Consider the following 18719-nt stretch of genomic DNA (forward strand, 5'->3'; position numbering starts at 1 on the left):
CGGAAGGAGTCGCATGGACAAATATGAGGGATTCAGGGAGTTCGTCAGCGCCCGCCAGCAGGCGTTGATGCGCACCGCGTACCTGCTCGCGGGAGACGCCCACCGGGCTGAGGACCTCCTGCAGACCGTGCTGACCCGGATCGCCAGGCACTGGCCCAAACTGGCCAAGGACGGCAACCCGGAGGCGTACGCCCGGCGGGCCCTGGTCAACGAGCACGTGTCCTGGCTGCGGCGCAGACGAACGGACATCCTGACCAGCAGCCCGCCGGAACCGGCCTACGATCCGGAGTCGGCCGGGCTGCACCGGATGGTCCTGCAACAGGCGCTCGTCCGGCTGACTCCACGCCAGCGCGCCGTCCTCGTGCTGCGCTTCTACGAGGACCTCAGCGTCGAGGAGACCGCCGAAGCGCTGGGCTGTTCACCTGGCACGGTCAAGAGCCAGACCCACTACGCCCTGGGCCGCCTGCGCGTCCTCGCGCCCGAACTGGCCGATCTGCTGTCCGAAATCGATCCGGTGGAGGTGCCGCGATGACGAGGTTCCGTGACGAGCTCGACGCGATCGCCCGGCAGGCGCCCGACGTCGATCTCGCCGAGGTCGCGCTGCGCGGCGCCCGGCGTACCCGCACGACCCTGATCAGCGGCTCCGCGGTCGCGGCCGTCGCCGCCCTGACGCTGGCCGTCAGCCTGCTCGTCGATCCCGGCGGGCCCGCCGACGTCGGCGCCGTCACGAGCGGGACGCCCTCCTCCGCTCCGACCTTCCGCGGCATCCCCGCGCGGCCGACGCCGTCGCCGGAGGACCTCGTCCCCGTCCGCGCCGTCCTGCCCGCGTCCGGGGTGGGGCCGGCGCGCTACGCCTACTACGACTTCTGCCAGGACGCGTGGAAGCCCGGCCAGGACAACGCGCCGGTGGCCGACGAGACGTGCCTGCAGTGGAAGGTGGTCCTGCAGGACGGGACCCGGTACCGGGTCGCCGACGCGCTGAGCGTCTACACCGACCAGAGCAAGAAGAACTACATGAACACCGCCGCCCCGCTGGCGATCTCCCGCGACGGACGCCGCATCGCCTACTACGCGTCCGAGCGCGAGCGTTTCGCCGTCCGCGAGCTCGGCACCGGTCAGGTCTGGGAGATCCCGCAGGTCGTCAGGCGCACGACCATGGTCAAGGGCGGCGGGGTGATCACCTTCTCGCCGGACGGGCGCCGGCTCGGCCTGAACCTGGCCGGCGTCCCCGAGGTCGTCGTGGACGTGGAGAGCGGGCGGGTCGTCGAGGAGGTGCCCAAGGGCTGGCACTCCCTCCATCCCGCCGACGAGGGCGTGCCCATGGTCGTGGAGCACGAGCGAGGCCGGCTCGGCGTGCTCTCGGACGGCAAGGTGACGGTCTTCGCCGACCCGAAGACCCTGGCGCTGACGGGAACCGTCGGCCCGGACGGCACGACCGTGGCCATGCTGACGGGCCCGTCGGCGCCGGGGGAGACCGTGACGAACGGCGAGCCGTACGACAAGGTCGTCACCGTGGACCGGGCGAGCGGCCAGGTCCGATCCGAGGTCAAGCTCGACCGGCCGCGGCAGCTGAGCCCGCACCGGCTCGGGTACTGGCTCAACGAGCGTGAGGTCCTGGCCCTGGGCGGCGCCGTACGGGAGCCGGGCTCCGACCGGTGGCCCGACCTGGGGGACACGGCCTACGCCATCGATGTGACCACCGGCGAGATCCGGAAGCTCGGCGCCTACCGGCTGCCACCGTGGGGCGGCAGCGTCTCGGTGCCCGGCTTCCCCAGCGGCTGACGAGCGCGAGTCGGCGTCGACACCGGATGCGCCCTATGGGCAGGGTGGCGGCTCGCCGGTCCCGTTCGCCGGGCGAGGGTCAGTCGTGGAAACGGCCCTCGCGCGTGTACTTGCAGGACAGGCAGTCGGGGTCGGAGCCCCAGGTGTCGTCCTGGATGACCCTGCGGTAGCGGTTGACGAGCCCCTTCTCGACGTGCTGCTCCTGTCCCGGGTACACCAGGGTGTCGCTCTGCTCCGCCCACTTGCCGAGGGCGTTGTTGAAGTAGAAGAGCCGATGGCGGGCGGCGATCTGGGGCGGGTTGCCGGCCGCGGCACAGTTGATGAGCCAGCTGTCGGCGTTGACGTACTTGCCGCCGTAACTGGAGGAGTAGGAGTCCCTGGGCAGCATGCCGGGGTGGCCCACGTCGCGCCAGTGGTACCAGGGGTAGTAGGTCTTGTTGCAGTTGACCGCGCCGGACATGGTCCGGACCGCGGGGGCGGCGAGGCCGTCGGCCTCCACCGGCTCCTCGGTGACCGTCCGGCGCTGGAGCTCAGCCGGCAGCGGCTCGGCGCCATGGGCCTCCACCAGCCGCCGCGGGACCGCGACCGAGGCCGGGGTGATCTTCAGGTAGGTCTCCAGGAAACTGTCGCCGCTGTCGCGGACGAACAGGCCGGCCCGGCCGATGAAGGCGGTCTGGACGATGCCCACGTCGCCGGAGGGCCGGCTGTCGTTGAACTCCACGGTCAGCCCGTTGCCGTAGCGCAGCATCGCGAGCTTGACCTCGGCCTCCGCCTCTTCGGCGATCGGCGCCGCCCGCAGTTCCTCCGCTGTGGGCTCGTTCACGGCCTTCGTCGTGGCTGTGGCCGGGGTGGTGGCTGGCGCGGTCAGCATGAGAACGCCGGCGCTCGCCGCGAGCAGGCCTGGGATGACTCTCACGATCTTCTCCTCGCTGGTCGGGACTGAGGACAACGGTAGAAATGGATCTTTCAGTTGCCTTAAAGTCCAGCCCGGCAGATACTTCTCGCTGTGACGGCGACCGAGCCTCTGCTGGCACGAGCGCAACTCACCGCCCTTCTCGATCAGATCCCGCGACACCGGCTCACCGTGGTGACCGCCGGCCCGGGCGGCGGTAAAACCTCAGCCGTACGCGGCTGGGCGCGGGCCCGGCCTGATCATCCGGTGGCCTGGCTGACCTGGGCCGACGACGCCACCCTGATCGAGGAGATCTGCCAAGCCCTGGGCGCGCCCGCCGGATGGATCCGCTCCGCCGGGCTCGCCACCGAGCTGGCCGCCGCCGTCTGCCGGCCGACCGTGCTCGTCATCGACGAGGTGGAGCGGATCGAGCCGGGCACGCCCGGGGCGCGCCTGCTCGAAGAGCTCTGTCATCACGGCGGCGACGACCTTCACCTGGTGTTGATCTCACGGTCCGCCGTGCCCTTCCCGATCCAGCGCATGCGCGGCCTGGGTCACGTCTTCCAGGTGTCGGCCGAACAGCTGGCCTTCACCGCTGCCGAGACCCGCTCACTCACCTCGATCGTGCTGGGGTCGGACGACCTGGCGGAGGAGGTGCACGAGCTCACCAAGGGGTGGCCGGTCGCCGTACGGCTCACGCTGAGCTGGCTGAGCGGCCTGCCCCCGGTGGACCGTGCCAGGCGGATCGCTGCCACGCCGGTGTTCGACTATCTGGTCGAGGAGGTGGTGAAGGACGAGCATGAGGAATTCCTCCGCGCGACCGCTGCGCTGCCGTGGTTCACCGACGAGCTGTGCCGGGCGATGGGCGTCGCCGTCAGCCGCGAGGAGCTTCGCGCTCTGGCCGCCCAGCACATCCTGATCACGACCTGCGATCAGGGCTATGTGGTGTCGAACCTGGTCCGGGAGTTCATGGGCGATGCCGGACGGACGTCGGTGGCGGCCCACTGGTACGAGTCGCACGGGTTCGTCCGGGAGGCGCTGGCGGTTTGTGACGAGCCCGGCCATCGGGTGGTGATGATCGAAAGGTGGCATGCGTCGCTGCTTGCCGAGGGGCACGCGGCCGAGCTCGTCCGGGCCTGCGGCGCAGTGCCGGAGAAGTCGCGGACGTGTGCCGTGAACCTGGCCGAGGGGCAGGCGCGCCAGGTCCTGGGGGACTGGGCGGGCGCGCTGGAGTGCCTTCGCCGTGTCGATGCCACCGACCCCGCGGTGGCCTGGCGGATGGGGATGATCTATTACCAGCGGGGCGACTACCAGGCGGCGTTGTCGACCTTCGAGCTGGCCGGTGGCTTCGACGGGTCGGCGTTTCCGCTGCCCTCGTCGAGCTCCTCGGACCGGGCGATGTTGCTCGCCTGGTCCGCCAGCGCCCGCTGGCTGGTCGGCGAGAGCGCGCAGGCGACCCGGCTGGCCGAACAGGCCCTGGCGATGGCCACCCTCTGCCAGGACGAACGCGCTGCCGCCTGCGCCCACACCGCGCTGGCCATGGTCACCCACGACGCCGGCGACGGGGCCGGAAGCGAACGGCACAGCGCCCTCGCCCTCGCCGCCGCGGAGAGCTCAGGAGACCTGTTGTTGTCGGCCCGCGTCCTGGCCAACCGCGCCGCGAGCCGCGCGGAGGAGGCCCGCTACGAAGAGGCCATCGCCGACTCGGACCTGTCGGCACGGCGAGCGGACGTGGTCGGGGACCCCGTCCAAACCGCGATCGCCCTGCACAACCGCGCCGAGGCACTCATGGGCCTGGGCAGGCTCGACGAAGCCCTGGCCGACTTCCGACGGGCACGCGACATCTTCAGCCGGGTGGGCAGCGACAAGCTCGGCCACCCACTGGCCGGGCTCGGCAAGGTCCACCTGGAGCGCGGGGAGCTGATGCACGCCCGGATCAGCTTCGAGAACTCCCTGAAGCATGCCGAACAACTGCGAAACGCCCATCTGACCCAGACGGCCCTGGCCGGACTGGCCCGCGTGCACGCGGCCGACGATCCGGCGCTGGCCGTACAGCTGGCCGAACGCGCGGTCGCGGCAGGCGGCGGCTCCAGCCGGGTGGACGCGCTGCTGGCCGCCGGCTGGGTCCGGGCGGAGACCGGCGACCGGACCAAAGCCGGCGCCTACGCCCGGTCCGCCCACGAGGCGGCCGTCAGCCGCCGCGACCGGGCCAAGATGGCGGAAGCCCTGGAACTGTCGGCCTTCACGGTGGCCGAGTCCCCGGGCGAGCGGGCGGACCTGCTGGCCTCCGCCGCGGAGATCTGGGCACAGATCGGCAGCCCGGTGGACATCGCGCGCAACGCCTTCGCCCGCGCGCGGCTCAACGGCTCCGGCCTCGACGAGGCGGAGCGGGAGCTCCGCCGGGCCGGCATCCGCGGGCCGCACAGCTGCGGCGCCGGCCTGCTCCGCGTGATCACGCTCCTCGACCATGACGCCGTGCGGTTGTGCATGCTGGGCGGGGTACGGCTCAGCCGCCGCGGCGGCGCCGTCGAATGGCAGTCCCGCAAGGCGCGCGACCTGCTGACCTGGCTGGCGTGCCAACGCGGCCGCACTGTCGCCCGGGAAGCGGCGATGGAGATCCTCTGGCCGGGCGAGGAACCCGCGTCCTGCTCCAACCGGCTCTCGGTCGCTCTGTCCACCGTGCGCTCGGTCCTGGATCCGCAGCGGAAGTTCGGGCCCGCAGAGTTCGTACGCGCCGACAAGTACAGCATCCAGCTGGTCGGACTCCGTACCGATGTCGAGGAGTTCCTCTGCGCGGCCGCCGGGGCGCTCGCCGCCGGAGAGGAGGATCTGCTGGTCGCGGCGGAAGCTCGCTACACCGGGGACGTCTGCGAGGACTCTCCTTATGCCGAGTGGCTGGAGCCTCTCCGTGAGGAGGCACGCGCCGTGCACCAGGCCCTGCTCCGCGAACTGGCCGCACTCGCGGAGCAGGCCGACGACCCCGACAGGGCGGTCCGCTACCTGCTCCGGCTGCTCGAACGGGATGCCTACGACGAGGCGGCCCACCTGGACCTGGTCCGGACGCTGACCAAGGCCCGCCGCCATGGTGAGGCCCGTCGACGCTACCGGCTCTATGCCGAGGCGATGAGAGAACTCGACGTGGAACCGGCGCCCTTCACCCTCACATGAGCGCAGAAACGCCGCGCGGCGATGAGTTCTGTGCGGATGCGTGGTCGATACGGCGGGACACACCGGCAGCGGTGGGCCCGTGCTGGGAACGTCCAGCGCGGGAGGAAGCACATGGAGGCAGTGATGAGCGTCGGCGACGCCAAGCAGGAGCACACCATCCGGACCGGCGCGCAGCGGGCGGGCGGTCCCAGGGTGCTGGTGGCGGGGGCGAGCATCGCGGGACCCGCGCTGGCCCACTGGCTGCGCCGGCGGGGGGCCGAGGTGACCGTGGTGGAGCGGGCTGCCGAGCTGCGTCCCGGCGGGCAGGCAGTGGACGCGCGCGGGGTCGCCAAGGAGGTCATCGCGCGCATGGGGCTGGACGCGGCGGTGCGCGCGGCGTGCACCGACACCGCCGGCGCGCACACCGTGGACGCGGACGGCCAGGTCCTGGAGACCTTCCGCGCCGACGACGACGGTGGCGACGGGTACATCGCGGACATCGAGATCCTGCGCGGGGACCTGTCCCAGCTGCTCTACGACGACACCCGCGACGGCGTCGAGTACGTCTTCGGCGACCGGATCGCGGAACTCGCCCAGGACGCGGACGGGGTCGACGTGGTCTTCGCGGGCGGCGACCGGCGGCGCTTCGACCTGGTGGTCGGGGCCGACGGGCTGCACTCGGCGCTGCGGGCGACGGTCTTCGGGCCGCATGAGCGGTTCCTCCGCCACCTCGGGCACGTGCTGGCCTTCTACAGTGTGCCCAACAAGTTCGGGCTGGACCGCTGGCTGCTGGAGTACCAGGATCAGGAATCCGGGCGCTCCGCCCTGCTGCGGCCCATCCAGGACGCCACCCGGGCGATGGCCATCTTCTCCTTCCCCTCGGCCGACTTCGACGTCGACCACCGGGACATCGCGGCCCAGAAGGACCTGCTGCGTGCGCGGATGGCGGGCCTGGGCTGGTTGACCCCGGACATCCTCGCGCACCTGGACGACACCCCGGACTTCTACCTCGACCAGGTCGCCCAGGTGGTGATGGATCGCTGGTCCAGCGGACGGGTGGGGCTGCTCGGGGACGCGGCGTTCAGCTCTTCGCCGATGTCGGGGCAGGGCACCGGGCTGGCGCTGGTCGGCGCCTACCTGCTGGCCGGAGAGCTGGCCGCCGCCGGATGGGACCCCGCCGCCGGGTTCGCCCGCTACGAGGCGCGGATGCGCCCGTTCGTCGAGGCCAACCAGGAGATCGGCCGGTTGAACGCCCGCAGCCGCCTCGTCCCGGGGCCGGACGCCGAGCCGCTCCCCGATTTCACCGGCGAATGGTTCACCGAGCTGGTCGGGCGCGCGATCAACGGCGTCGAGCTGCCCGACTACGCGGGCATACCGGACTCCGCAGCCCCGATCACCTCGTCGGCCAAGCCGTAGAAAGACCATGCCGCTCCCGCCGCGTGATCCCGGCGGGAGCGGCGGAAGGCGGCGCGCGGAACGGCCGGCCCGGCTCGCGCCGGGCGATCACCCGCCGGTCGGGACGGGCCCCCGTGCCAGGGCCTGACGGATCCGGCGGGTGAGGTCGTCGGCCAGGATCTCGGCCTGGCCGGTGGCGAGTCCGTCGAGTGCCTGGGTGGCGACGTCGGCGGGGTCGGCCTTCGGGACGCCGTCCAGCCCGGCGGTCATGTCGGTGTCCATGAAGCCGACATGGAGGGCCGAGACGCTGATCCCCCTGGGCTGGAGTTCCTCGCGGGCCGCGTCGGTCAGTGCCCACGCGGCCGCCTTCGCCGCCGCGTACGCCCCGGCTCGCGCCGGGTGCAACCACGAGATCACCGACAGGACGTTCAGGATCGCGCCTCCGCCGTTGGCCTCGATGACCGGGGCGAACTCCCTGGTGACGGCGAGGGGGCCGTAGAAGTTCGTCTCCAGTTCCCGGCGCACCGCGTCGAGGTCGCCGCCGATGAGAGGCGTGCCGGTGGAGATCCCGGCGTTGTTGATCAGGACGTTCGCGTCGGCGGCGATCCGCGCGGCGGCCCGGATCGACGCGTGGTCGGTGACGTCGAGGAGCAGCGGGGTGACTCCTGGCAGGTCCAGGTCGTCGGGACGGCGGACGGCCGCGTAGACCGATGCGCCGCGGTCCAGCAGTTGTGCGGCCAGGTGGCGTCCCAGACCCCGGTTCGCCCCGGTGACCACCGCGACCGCGCCGTTCAGAACCATGCCTGCCTCCTTGATGCGGGTGAAATAGATGATGAACGTAATCTATGTGTCACAGCATAGGATAGATGACAACTGACATCCGAATGGGGGCGCAGATGGGACGCGGATCACAGGCGCAGGCGCGGCAGAACCGCCGGCGGGTCGTCGACACGGCGTCCCGCCTCTTCCGCGAGCAGGGCACCGAGGTCAGCGTCGCCGACCTGATGCAGGCCGCGGGTCTGACCCACGGCGGCTTCTACAAGCAGTTCCCCTCGAAGGAGGCCCTCATCGGCGAGGCGACCGCGCGCGCCTTCGCGGAGCACGCCGACGTTCGGGCCGGCGCGCTCGAACGGCACGCGGGAGATCGCGAAGCCGCCCAGCGGGCGTTCATCGACGCCTACCTGTCCGGCACGCACCGCGACAACGCCGCCGACGGCTGCCCCGCCGCCGGGCTCGCCGTCGACATCGCCCGCGGTCACGGGGACGCCGAGGCCCGCCGCGTGTTCACCGAGCAGGTCGGCGACATCGCGGCCTGGCTCGCCACCGCCGACCAGGACGGCGTCGCACGGCTGTGCACCATGGTCGGCGCCCTCGTCCTGGCCCGCGCCACCTCGGGCGACCCGCTGTCGGACGACATCCTCGCCGCCGCCCGCACGGCGCTGACCGGCGACCGGGCCACTCCCTAGAGAGACACCGCACGTGATTCGCCCGTTTCGCGACCCGCGGTGAAAGCTGCGCCTGCAGAACAGCCGCTTCAGCGACGCCTTCGCCACCCCGCGGCGCGGGGACATCGACGTCCTGATCGCCTGGTTGTCCAGGTCACCCGCCGCACGTCGGTCCCTCTGGACACGCCCGAGATCGCCCGCTGCCTCGGCCCTCTTCCACCTCAGAACTGACCTGTCGAGCCATGGACTGACATTTCCCCATCTCGGCAATATTCAGATGTGACGCGGCACGCTGATCGCTACTGTGGGATCAGCTTCGCGAGACCCGGAAATGCGTGGGTCGAATGGGCATCGGTTATCTTTCTCCAACAAAGAACCCTCCGGTGCTCGTCACGCACATCCGCGCCTTTCCGGGCCGCGCGAAGCCGGTCAGGTCTGGTGCCGGCACGGGGCGAATCTCATCGGTTATCGCCTTCTAAGCCGGTGGTTGCGGGTTCGAATCCCGTCACGGACTTCGGGTTCGTGTAGCTCAATGGCAGAGCACCGTAAACGGCCGGTGGATCACCCACATCCGTGCCGGTTCCAGACCTGATCGCACGCCAGCCTTGCCGGCGGTACGGGTCGAATTCGATCGGTTATCGATTCCCATTCGAGTCGTCCGGGTTCGAATCCCGGCGGCCCGCACTCGCGGGCCGTGGTGTAACCGGCAGCACGCTGAAGACCGGTCGGAACCCCCACATCCGTACCGCCGGCAAGGCTGACGCGCACAGGCAGGGGAGCGGGTCGAAGTTCGTCGGTTATCGGGAACAGGTTGTCGCAGGTTCGAGTCCTGCCCGCCCGGCCCGGCAGGACCGGGCGGTAGCTCAGCTGGAAGAGCGTCTGTCATAAAGACCGGCGGACATCACCACATCCGCTCCCCTTCGTCATATCCGCCCTCGGGCGGGTCGAAAGGAAGGAGCCCACGATGGCACGTGACCCTCTCGCGAGCGTTTCGGCGATCACGACCCCGCAGACGCAGCCGATCCCCGGCCGCACCGACCAGGTCATGAACGCCGCCGCCGGCTACGTGTTCGCCAAGGACGTGTGGCGCAGGCTGGAGGACTTCCTCATCCTCGGCACCACCGGCGGCACCTACTACGTGGACGAGAACACGCTGACCGCCGAGAACGCCGGCGTGCTGTTCCAGGCCATCGCCGAGGACGGTCCGCGCGTCGTCGGGCTGCTCACTGACATCTCGACGGCCCGGCCGCCGCGGGCGCCGAAGCAGCGTCCAGCCCTGTTCGCTCTCGCGGCCTGCTACGCCAAGGGCGACGCCGACACCCGGCAGGCGGCCAAGGCGGCGCTGGCGAAGGTCGCCCGGACCACCGACCACCTGGCCCAGTTCTTCGGCTACTACAAGAACCTCGGCGGCAAGGCGACCGGTCGAGGCACCGCGCCCACGATGGGCCGGAGCCTGCGCACGGCGCTCGGCTCCTGGTTCCTCACCGGTGAGGCCGACGCGGTCGCGTTCAAGGCGTGCAAGGCGGCCCAGCGCAGGACGCCGCAGGGCGAGGCGTTCGCGCTGCGGGACGTGCTGCGGATCGCCCACCCGGTCGCCGACTCCGACCAGCGCAGGACGCTGTTCGGCTGGATCGCCGGCAACGTCTCCGACGACGAGGCGCGCGACGAGCTGCCCGCCGTCGACCGGTTCCTGACCGCGAAGGCCGTCACCACGGCCGAGGACGCGGTCCGGGTGGTCACCGAGGCCAAGGTGCCGTGGGAGTTCCTGCCGGACCCGGTGCTGAGGGAGCCGTCGGTGTGGGAGGCGCTGATCGAGACGGTCGGCCTGACCGCGCTCATCCGCAACCTGGCCCGCATGACCCGGCTCGGCACCCTCAAGCCGGCGGCGGACGCCACGTCGCGGGCGGTGCTGCGGCTCACCGACCGGGAGGCGATCCTGCGCGCCCGCATCCACCCGATGGACGTCTGGCTCGCGATGCGCGTCTACGCCTCCGGGCAGGCGCAGCCCAACCCGCGCGCCGACCGGCACACCTGGCAGCCCGTCCCGGCCGTCCTCGACGCGCTGGAGGAGACGTACGAGTCGTCGTTCGGCGCGGTCGAGCCGTCCGGGAAGCGGCTGCTGGTCGCCGTCGACTCGTCCGGGTCGATGAGCTGGGGCGGCGGTGTCCGGGTGGGCGGTTCCCCGATCGGCTCCCCGTACGAGGTGGGCAACGCGATGGCGGTCATGTTGTCGCGTATCGAGCAGGGCGGCGTGCACGTCATCGACGTCGACACGTCCGTGCACGCCTCCAGGGTGACCCCGCGCACGAACCTGCGCGAGATCGCCTCGTGGCAGCCGTCGGGCGGCGGCACGGACCTGTCGCTGCCGTTCACGTGGGCGCGTGAGCAGCGCATGGAGGTGGACGGCATCATCGTCCTCACCGACAACGAGACCTGGGCGGGACGCTCCCACCCCACCCAGGCCCTGGACGCCTACCGCCGCACCGTCAACGCCGACGCTCGCGTGGTGGTCGCCGCGATGACGGCCGCGGGATACTCGATCGGCGACCCCGAGGACGAAGGCGTCCTGAACGTGGTCGGCCTGGACGCGTCGCTCCCGCTCATCGTCAACGGCTTCATCCGCGCCTGACCAGCGCGGCCCTTCGCCCGAAAGGCGCGACGCGTCACCTCCGCTTCCGGAGACGTGTGCCCCGGCCAGGAAGATAATCCCGGCCGGGGCTTCCCCGTACGCGCGCAGGCGATCGCGGCGGTTGCGTTGGCGGTCGGCGCGAACAGCCGCGCCTCCAGGTCGCCGGAACGTCCTGGGCGCGAGCACGACGAGTAGGGCCGAGCCCTTTCGGCCGGACGCCCTTCTCCCATGCCTGTTCGCTCTGCCGGGTGTCCTCGCTCTCATGCCCAGGCCGGTCCCGAACCCCTCCCGCGGGCTGTTTCCTGTAAAGATGAAGGCCCGTGACCGCGTCACGCGTCCGGTGTCACATCGACGACGGGCCCGGCCGCGTCAGCCTGCCGGCCGGGCGAGGGCCAGGGCGTGCGCCCGGTCGAGGGCTTCCGCGGCGGCGCAGGGGATGTCCGGCTGCACGCCGGTGCCCTCCCAGTTCGCGCCCGAGACGGGGTTGACGGCGCGGCCGATGGGGACGGTGGCCTCCAGGTGGGGGTGCACGGTCCAGCCCTTGCACGGGTGCGCCCCGCCGCGGGTGGGCTCGCCGACGACGACGGCGCGGCCGAGCTGCTGCAGGTCGTAGGCCAGTTCCTCGGCGGCGGAGAACGTGCTGCCGCTGGACAACACGTACAGCGGTTTGCTGCCGCCGAAACGCGCGCCCGGAACGTGCGGCAGGCTCCAGTACTGCTCGCCGCGCTCGCCGCCGCGCCAGTGCATGGTGTTGAGGTGGGTGCGCTCGTCCAGGAGGTAACTGCAGACGAAGGCGACGGTGTCCGGGTCGCCGCCCCGGTTGTCGCGAAGGTCCAGAATCAGCGCCTGGGCGCGGGAGGCCAGGGTGAGCGCGGCGCTCAGCGGTTCGGCGGCCCACTCCAGCGGGAACAGCATCGGCGCCAGCTCCACCACGGCGACCCCTCCGTCGAGCAGCTCCACCCGGGGCGCGCCGCCCAGCGAGGCGTCGTAGTCCCGGCGGATGGACTCCAGGGTGGCCGCGCCCTGCTCGGGGGAGACCGGGTCGGCGTGGTGCTTCAGCCTCAGGTGTTTGTCGCCGTTGACGGACTGCAGGTCCGCGGTGACCAGACGGGCGAGTTCCGCGGCGCCGCCGACGTCGTAGGCGCCGTCGGTGAGGCGTCGTCGTAGCAGGTCGGCGACTTGCTCGGCCACCTCGGGGAAAACGTAGTGCTCGGTCAGCAGGCGGGTGGTCTCGTCGATTACGGGGGCAGGCCGAAGGTTCGTCAGGGGCGTCATGGCAGGAAGTAGAGCACCGCCCTTCCGAAGACGTCAAAGACGTTCAACGCCTTCGAAAGGCGGCGAAACGGCCTGCGCGGTCGGTTTCCGGTGCCCGTCGTCGGGTCAGCGCGTGAGCGCGTCCGGGAAGCCGGCTGGGAGCGGGCCGTCCATCAGGTGGGTGGCTCGTTCCGTGCGCAGGTGGAGGGCCGTGCGGCCCTGGCGTTGTGTGGACACCAGGCCCGCCCCCCGCAGCGCGCCCAGGTGTTGTGAGACCGCGCTCGGCGTGATGCTCAGGCGGGCGGCCAGGGCCGCGGTCGTCAGGGGTTCGGCCAGGGCGGCGAGGATCAGCGTTCGCGTGTGGCCGAGCACCGGGATCAGGCCGGTCACCGCCGGCCGGGGCGACTCCCAGAGCAGGCCGACGCCCATCGCCGGATAGCGGATCGACGCGGCGGCGATCGGCGCCTTGTCGACGCCCACGTCCGGCCAGTTGAAGACGCTGGGCTGCAGGACGAGGCCGTGTCCGCCGGTGTCCACCGTGTACACCGCGTGCGGGGTGCGCCGGCCGTGCACGACCAGCTGGCCGTCGTCCCAGGCGATGTCGCGGTGCAACTCGGCGAACAGCGCCTGCACCCCGCCCTCCACCAGGGTCAGCGCACGCCGGCCGAGGTCGGCCTCCAGCACGGCGCGCATCCGGCCCCAGTGCGGCGCGATCAGCAGCTCGTGGCAGCGATGCAGCGCCTCGGCCAGCCGTGGCAGTACCGTCGCGGGCTCGGGGGCGTCCTCGGGCGGCATGCCGAGGACCGCGCCGTACTCCTGCCGGAAGAAGTCCTCCTGCGTGGCGCGTACCAGGTCCAGCTCTGCCGCGATGGACGGCAGGCGCTGCGCCGGCGCCGGGAACAGGAACGACGGCAGCGGCCCGGCGATCAGCGCGCGCAGCAGCGGCAGCTCGCGTTCGCGCGCCAGCAGGGGGCGCGCCCGGCGCACCCAGGGCCGGTGGACGGCATGACCGCCCGTGCCGAACAGGATCCGCAGCGCCAGCACCGTCTCGCCCAGCGGCGAGACGGCGAATCGCACCTTCGCGACCGACGCCGCGGTGAACCTGATCTCGACCGCCATCCGCCCTCATCATGTAGCTGTGGCTGAACGATAGCCGAGGCACGCCGTTTCCCCGCAGGCTGGCGGGCATGGACTTCTTCACCTCCCACGACGGCATCGAGCTCGCCTGCCACGTGTTCGGCGACGGCCCCCCTCTGGTCTGCCTGCCCGGCGGGCCGATGCAGGCCTCCGCCTATCTCGGCGACCTCGGGGGCCTCTCGGCGCACCGGCGGCTGATCATGGCGGACCTGCGGGGCACCGGGCGGTCCGCCGTGCCGCCGGACACCGCCTCCTACCGTTGCGACCGCCTGGTGGAGGACGTCGAGGCGCTGCGCGAGCATTTCGGGCTCGACCGGATGGACCTGCTCTCCCATTCCGGGGGCACGAACCTGGCCGTGCTCTACGCGGCTCGCCATCCGGAACGCGTCAGCAGGCTCGTCCTGGTCACTCCGAGCGTCGCCGCCGTCGGCATCAGGATCACCGAGGAGGTCCGGCGGGAGACCGCCCGGTTGCGCGAGGGGGAGCCCTGGTTCCCGGGGGCGTTCGCGGCCCTGGAGAAGGTCATGTCAGGCCAGGCCACGCCTGACGCCGTCCAGGCCATCGCGCCCTTCTGGTACGGCCGCTGGGACGAGACGGCCCAGGCGCACAAGGCCGCCGAGGACGAGCAGCGGAACAACGAGGCGGCGGCCGTCTTCGGCGCCGAAGGCGCCTACGACCCCGACGCAACCCGTGCCGCGCTCGCCCGCTTCACCTCGCCGGTGCTGCTGCTCGCGGGCGAGAGGGACCTGAACTCCCCTCCCGCCGCGGTGGCCGAGCTCGCCGCGCTGTTCCCGCACGCCGAGCTCGTCGTCCAGGCCGGGGCGGGGCACTTTCCGTGGCTCGACGACGCCGACCGGTTCGTGGCCACCACCTCGGCGTTCCTGCGTCAGGTCGGCAGGAGATCGAAGGGCGCGGGGGAGTGGCCCGCCCAGATCCGGCGGGAGACCTCTTCGGGGTAGGGCAGAGTGGCCGGTACGGCGTCCAGGACGCGGGTGAGCCGCCGGCCGGGCCGGTACGCGGCCCATCCCGCGTCGCCGGTGGTCACGAAGCGCACCCATGCCTCCCTGAGCTCGCGGGAGAGCGCGACGGCCTCGGGGGCGCGCTCGTCGCCGAGGAGCTGCGCGCCGACGGGGCTGTCCAGCGTGCCGAACGCCAGGGGGACGTCCAGGCTGTGGCAGGCGCCCAGAGCGCCGCCGAGCGCCGGGGCGGTCCAGCACAGCTCGAACAGGTACGAGGTGCCGCCGGCTGCGGCGTTCGCCTCGGCCAGCTGCTGTGACGGCATGCGGAAGAGCGCGTCGGAGTACACCGTCTCCACCAGCTCCTCCGGCCCGGCCTGCGGAAACCTGGCACGGTACGCCTGCCCGCCATGCGGCTGAGGGGCGAGCAGGTCCAGGGCTGTGCGCGCGTCCTGCTCGGTGAAGCTGCCCTGCCGTCCGCTCATGACGCTGAACAGCCGGAACTCGTCCCGGGTGTGGCCGACCAGCAGCTCGATCCCGCTGGCGCGCCCGCCGGTCAGCGCGGGCCAGGGCGTTTCGGGCAGAACCTCGCCGTCGACGACGGGGCACAGGGCGGTGCCGGTCTGCGTGAGCCGTCCCCAGCTCTCCCGGTGCGCCTGGAGGCCGGCGTTGAAGGAGGTGAGCTCCGCGGCCAGGCGCCAGGGGTCGAGGTCGCGCAGGGCCGCGGCGGTGGGGGCGGCCGCGCCGAGCCGGTCCGCGAGCGCGGCGGTGACCTGCCGGGCCAGCGCGGGGGTGCTGTGCAGCCCCGGCACCGAGTGGGCGAGGGCCCGCCGGAACAGGCCGCGCGCCGCCTTCATCGTCAGGAGGGCGGCGACCGACCCCGCCCCGGCGGACTGCCCGGCCACGGTGACCCGGCCGGGGTCGCCGCCGAACGCGGCGATGTTCCGCTGCACCCACTCCAGCGCCGCGATCTGGTCGAGGAAGCCGCGGTTGGGCGGCGCGTCGTCGAGGAACGCGAAACCCTCCGCGCCCACGCGGCAGTTGACGGTCACCACGACGAGCCCCGCGCCGGCCAGCACCGCCGGGTCGTACATCGGGTCGCTCGACGCCGCCGAGACGTAGCCGCCCACGGGGAGCCACACCAGCACCGGCAGCCCGGCCGCGCCCGGATCCGGGGTGCCGACGTTCAGCGTCAGCCAGTCCGTGCCCCGCGGCGCGCCCACGTCGACCGGCAGGGAGAGCGGCACCGGGGGGCCGAACTCCGCCGCCTGCCTCGTCCCGTCCCAGCGGCGCGGCGGGGCGGGCGCGGCGAAGCGGAGCGCTCCCACCGGCGGCTGGGCGTACGGGATGCCGCGGAATACCGCGTGCCCCTGCCGCCGGCGCCCCTGCACCACGCCTTCCGCGGTCCGCACCTTCGGCTCCTCGGACATGACGCCTCCTCCCTCGAACAGACCCTCATGGTTATAGGTCAGGTGTATTATGTCAACTGTATGGGAAAGGCTCGACGAGGGAGAGACCCGGGATGCCGAAACAGGTGGACCACCGCGAACGCCGCGAAGCGATCGCCCGCGCGTTGTGGCGGGTGGTGGAACGGCGCGGCGTCACCCACCTGACGACCCGGGTGGTGGCGCAGGAGGCGGGCATCTCACTCGGGCAGCTGCAGCACTACTTCGCCTCCCGGGCCGCCATGCTCTCCTTCGCCATGGAATTCGCCGCCGAGCAGACCTCGCTCCGCGTCGAGCAGGGCCTCGCGGGGCTCGGCGACCGGCCGCACCCCCGCGACGTGCTGCGACTGACGCTCGCGGAGATGCTTCCCCTGCACGCCGACGCCCGCGCCACCAGCCGGATGAGCGCCGCCTACGTCTTGGAGGCGCTGCACGACGAGGCCGTCCGCGAGCGGGCGCGCCGCGGCCTCCTCCAGGGACGGGCCCTCGTCGAGCGACTGGTCCGCCAGGCGATCGCCGACGGGCACCTCGCCCCCGACCGCGACCCGGCGACCGAGACCGACCTGCTCCTCGCCCTCACCGGCCTCACCCCCCTCCTCGAACTGGACGTGATCACCCCCCAGGACGCCCTCACCGCGATCGACCTGCATCTGGACCGGCTGTTCGCCGGGCCGGCCCGAAGCGGGTGACCTGAGCCCCTACGACTGCCCGGGAAAGCGGCACCAAAAGATCTTCAACGTCACGACGCGCCGGGGGACGACCTGAGGCCCGGCGGGGACGCCCAAGGACGTAGCGGCGGGAACGGCGCCGTCAACCTCGCCGACCCGCACATGGGATCCGGCGGCGGCGGTGGCGGAGGGTCGAGGACCGGCGATCTGGACCCGGGTGAGACGGCCACGATCAGCTACACGGTGATCGCCCGCACGCCCGGTTTCCTGCGCAACATGGTCACCTGGCGCTGCAAGTCGGCCGAGGCCCGCTTGACCTGCACCGACAGCACCATCGTGAAGGTCGTCCACAAATCACCGCACAAACCCCGGCCCTGGTAACCGGCCCATGCCGCACGGGGGCCCCAGACGCGGCCTGAGGCCCCCGGAGGTCCCCCCGCCCGCCGGCGGCACCAGCCGCACCCACGTCCGCGTCCCGGTCGACCGGCGTGACAGGTGATCACCAGTGGATCACAAGACGGCGCCGGTAGACCAGGACGGGTGAACGATGCTCTTCATCCGCTCAGCCGCAGGGAAGGCCCGTCCGGGGCGGACGAGCCGTCCGAGGCCGAGCGGCCGGTGATTCCGCTCGACACCTCGTTGCCCGACGTGTGCGTGCGCCTGCCCGCGTGCCTGGCGCGGCACGTCCGGTCGGAGGGCGGGATGGGCCGGCTGCTGGGCGGCCTGGCCCTCGCGTGGGGGGCGTACGGGCTGCTGTGGGTCGCGGCCGGGATCTGGCTGCCGGGGCAGCCCGCGCTCGCGGTCGCGACGGCCATGACACTGCCGCCCACCCTGGTGTCGCTGGTGCTGCACCGCAGGTGGGGGCATCGGGGGTGGTGCTGGGTTCTGCGGTCGCTGGACCCGGACGCGGTCATGATGGTCCTGGCGCTCCTCCTCGGCCCGTTCCGGTGGCTCGAACCGGTCTTCTGGGCGGCGGTCTGGCCGTTCCGTCAGGTCCTGCGGTTGTTCGCCTGGATCGGGCGGGTCCTGTCGGCGCTGGGCGATCTGTAGCGCTTGCGTGCGCGGCCGCCTCGACCCCGGCCGGGGTCGAGGCGGCCGTACGGGTGTGGGGACGGTCAGCTGGTGAAACGTCCCTCACGGGTGTACTTGCAGGCTCCGCCGAGGCAGTTCGGGTTGGACCCCCACCCGTCGTCATAGCTGACCCTGCGGTGGAGCTTGATCGTGCCCTTGACCTCTTCCGCCTGGAGGCCGGGGCCGACCTTCTCCTCCGCCTGCTTCCACCAGCTCGTGCCGTTCCAGTAGTACAGCCGGTGCCGGGCCCACAGGTAGCTCGGCGAACCCGCCGGCAGGCAGTTGAAGATGAAGCTCTCCGCGCGACGCTCCTTGAAGCCGCCGAAGTCGAGGGTGGTGAACGACTTGGGTGCCATGCCGGCCTGGCCGTTCTCGTGCCAGAGATGCGAGCTGAAGTGCTCGGCGGTGCACGAGGCGGACAGCACGGCGCCGGCCGGAGCGGTCAGGCCGCGTACGGTGACCGGCTCGCTGGTGATCCGCCGTCCCTGCAACTCGGCGGGCAGGTCGGGGCCGTGGTCGTCGACGAGACGCCGGGGCACCGGCACGTCGGGCGGCGTGATCTCCAGGTACGTCTGCAGGTAGCTGTTGCTCCGGTCCCAGGCGATGAGCGGCGCGCGGCCGATGATCCCGAGCTGGGACATCCCGACTTCGTCGGAGGGCTGGCTGTCGGAGAAGGTCACGGTGAGACCGGTCGTGTACTCGATGGACGCGAGAGGGATCTCCCGGTCGCTCTCCTCGGGTTCGGCCGCGGCCGGGGAGGCGGCGAGCGCGATCGTGGCGGCGATTGCTGCGATGAACCTCATGTCGCTCCTTGCGGTTGGTGTCGGCCCGCGCAGAACGTTAGGCAGCGACCTTTCAGCGGCCTTAAAGCCGAGCTCAGCGCCTGCTTCCGGCGCAC

The 18719-nt window shown here is 72.0% G+C and carries 15 protein-coding genes; 9 read left to right on the forward strand and 6 right to left on the reverse strand.

Annotated features, from left to right (window positions below):
* Positions 1–13 precede the first annotated feature (13 nt).
* Positions 14–532 carry a SigE family RNA polymerase sigma factor gene (locus AB0J76_RS12955; protein WP_364389474.1) on the forward strand — a complete coding sequence of 173 codons (519 nt, stop codon included), beginning with the start codon at positions 14–16 and terminating at the stop codon, positions 530–532.
* Positions 529–1782 carry a hypothetical protein gene (locus tag AB0J76_RS12960; RefSeq protein ID WP_352323435.1) on the forward strand — a complete coding sequence of 418 codons (1254 nt, stop codon included), beginning with the start codon at positions 529–531 and terminating at the stop codon, positions 1780–1782. Before AB0J76_RS12955 ends, AB0J76_RS12960 begins: the two co-directional genes overlap by 4 nt.
* A 79-nt stretch (positions 1783–1861) precedes the next feature.
* Here the strand turns inward: AB0J76_RS12960 and AB0J76_RS12965 are convergent, their stop codons facing one another.
* Positions 1862–2698 (reverse strand): hypothetical protein, encoded by an 837-nt coding sequence (locus AB0J76_RS12965; protein ID WP_352323434.1) that lies wholly within the window; start codon positions 2696–2698, stop codon positions 1862–1864.
* Positions 2699–2788: 90 nt separating this feature from the next.
* Here AB0J76_RS12965 and AB0J76_RS12970 point away from each other — a divergent pair, with 90 nt between their 5' ends.
* Positions 2789–5842 carry a tetratricopeptide repeat protein gene (locus AB0J76_RS12970; protein WP_352323433.1) on the forward strand — a complete coding sequence of 1018 codons (3054 nt, stop codon included), beginning with the start codon at positions 2789–2791 and terminating at the stop codon, positions 5840–5842.
* A gap of 123 nt (positions 5843–5965) precedes the next feature.
* Positions 5966–7237, forward strand: coding sequence for an FAD-dependent monooxygenase (locus tag AB0J76_RS12975; protein ID WP_352323432.1), 1272 nt, complete (start codon positions 5966–5968; stop codon positions 7235–7237).
* A gap of 87 nt (positions 7238–7324) precedes the next feature.
* Here the strand turns inward: AB0J76_RS12975 and AB0J76_RS12980 are convergent, their stop codons facing one another.
* A complete protein-coding gene (locus tag AB0J76_RS12980) occupies positions 7325–8017 on the reverse strand; it encodes an SDR family oxidoreductase (RefSeq protein WP_352323431.1) in 693 nt (230 codons plus the stop codon).
* A 65-nt stretch (positions 8018–8082) separates the two neighbouring features.
* Here AB0J76_RS12980 and AB0J76_RS12985 point away from each other — a divergent pair, with 65 nt between their 5' ends.
* Together AB0J76_RS12985 and AB0J76_RS12990 are read left to right on the forward strand one after the other, a co-directional pair.
* A complete protein-coding gene (locus tag AB0J76_RS12985; protein ID WP_352323430.1) occupies positions 8083–8682 on the forward strand; it encodes a TetR/AcrR family transcriptional regulator in 600 nt (199 codons plus the stop codon).
* A 943-nt stretch (positions 8683–9625) separates the two neighbouring features.
* On the forward strand, positions 9626–11290 hold the full coding sequence (locus AB0J76_RS12990; RefSeq protein WP_352323429.1) for a TROVE domain-containing protein: 1665 nt from the start codon (positions 9626–9628) through the stop codon (positions 11288–11290).
* Between the two features lie 369 nt (positions 11291–11659).
* On the opposite strand, the gene AB0J76_RS12995 is transcribed toward AB0J76_RS12990, so the two are convergent.
* Together AB0J76_RS12995 and AB0J76_RS13000 are read right to left on the reverse strand one after the other, a co-directional pair.
* The gene (locus AB0J76_RS12995; protein ID WP_364389477.1) at positions 11660–12565 is read right to left on the reverse strand and encodes a S41 family peptidase; all 906 of its coding nucleotides are present in this window, start codon (positions 12563–12565) and stop codon (positions 11660–11662) included.
* A 105-nt stretch (positions 12566–12670) separates the two neighbouring features.
* Positions 12671–13663: a DUF5937 family protein gene (locus AB0J76_RS13000; protein ID WP_352329997.1), complete on the reverse strand. Its 993-nt coding sequence runs from the start codon at positions 13661–13663 to the stop codon at positions 12671–12673.
* Between the two features lie 68 nt (positions 13664–13731).
* Between AB0J76_RS13000 and AB0J76_RS13005 the strand changes: the two genes are divergently transcribed.
* Positions 13732–14640: an alpha/beta hydrolase gene (locus AB0J76_RS13005; RefSeq protein WP_352329995.1), complete on the forward strand. Its 909-nt coding sequence runs from the start codon at positions 13732–13734 to the stop codon at positions 14638–14640.
* Here the strand turns inward: AB0J76_RS13005 and AB0J76_RS13010 are convergent.
* Positions 14568–16067 (reverse strand): carboxylesterase family protein, encoded by a 1500-nt coding sequence (locus AB0J76_RS13010; protein WP_352329994.1) that lies wholly within the window; start codon positions 16065–16067, stop codon positions 14568–14570. The genes AB0J76_RS13005 and AB0J76_RS13010 overlap by 73 nt on opposite strands.
* A gap of 92 nt (positions 16068–16159) precedes the next feature.
* Between AB0J76_RS13010 and AB0J76_RS13015 the strand changes: the two genes are divergently transcribed.
* Both AB0J76_RS13015 and AB0J76_RS13020 read left to right on the forward strand, forming a co-directional pair.
* A complete protein-coding gene (locus AB0J76_RS13015) occupies positions 16160–16771 on the forward strand; it encodes a TetR family transcriptional regulator C-terminal domain-containing protein (RefSeq protein ID WP_352329992.1) in 612 nt (203 codons plus the stop codon).
* A gap of 519 nt (positions 16772–17290) precedes the next feature.
* A complete protein-coding gene (locus AB0J76_RS13020; RefSeq protein WP_352329989.1) occupies positions 17291–17800 on the forward strand; it encodes a hypothetical protein in 510 nt (169 codons plus the stop codon).
* A 65-nt stretch (positions 17801–17865) separates the two neighbouring features.
* Here the strand turns inward: AB0J76_RS13020 and AB0J76_RS13025 are convergent, their stop codons facing one another.
* Positions 17866–18624: a hypothetical protein gene (locus AB0J76_RS13025; protein ID WP_352328190.1), complete on the reverse strand. Its 759-nt coding sequence runs from the start codon at positions 18622–18624 to the stop codon at positions 17866–17868.
* Positions 18625–18719: the final 95 nt, after the last annotated feature.

Origin of the sequence: Nonomuraea sp. NPDC049624 (genome assembly GCF_040675255.1) — a bacterium.
Classification (GTDB): Bacteria; Actinomycetota; Actinomycetes; order Streptosporangiales; family Streptosporangiaceae; genus Nonomuraea.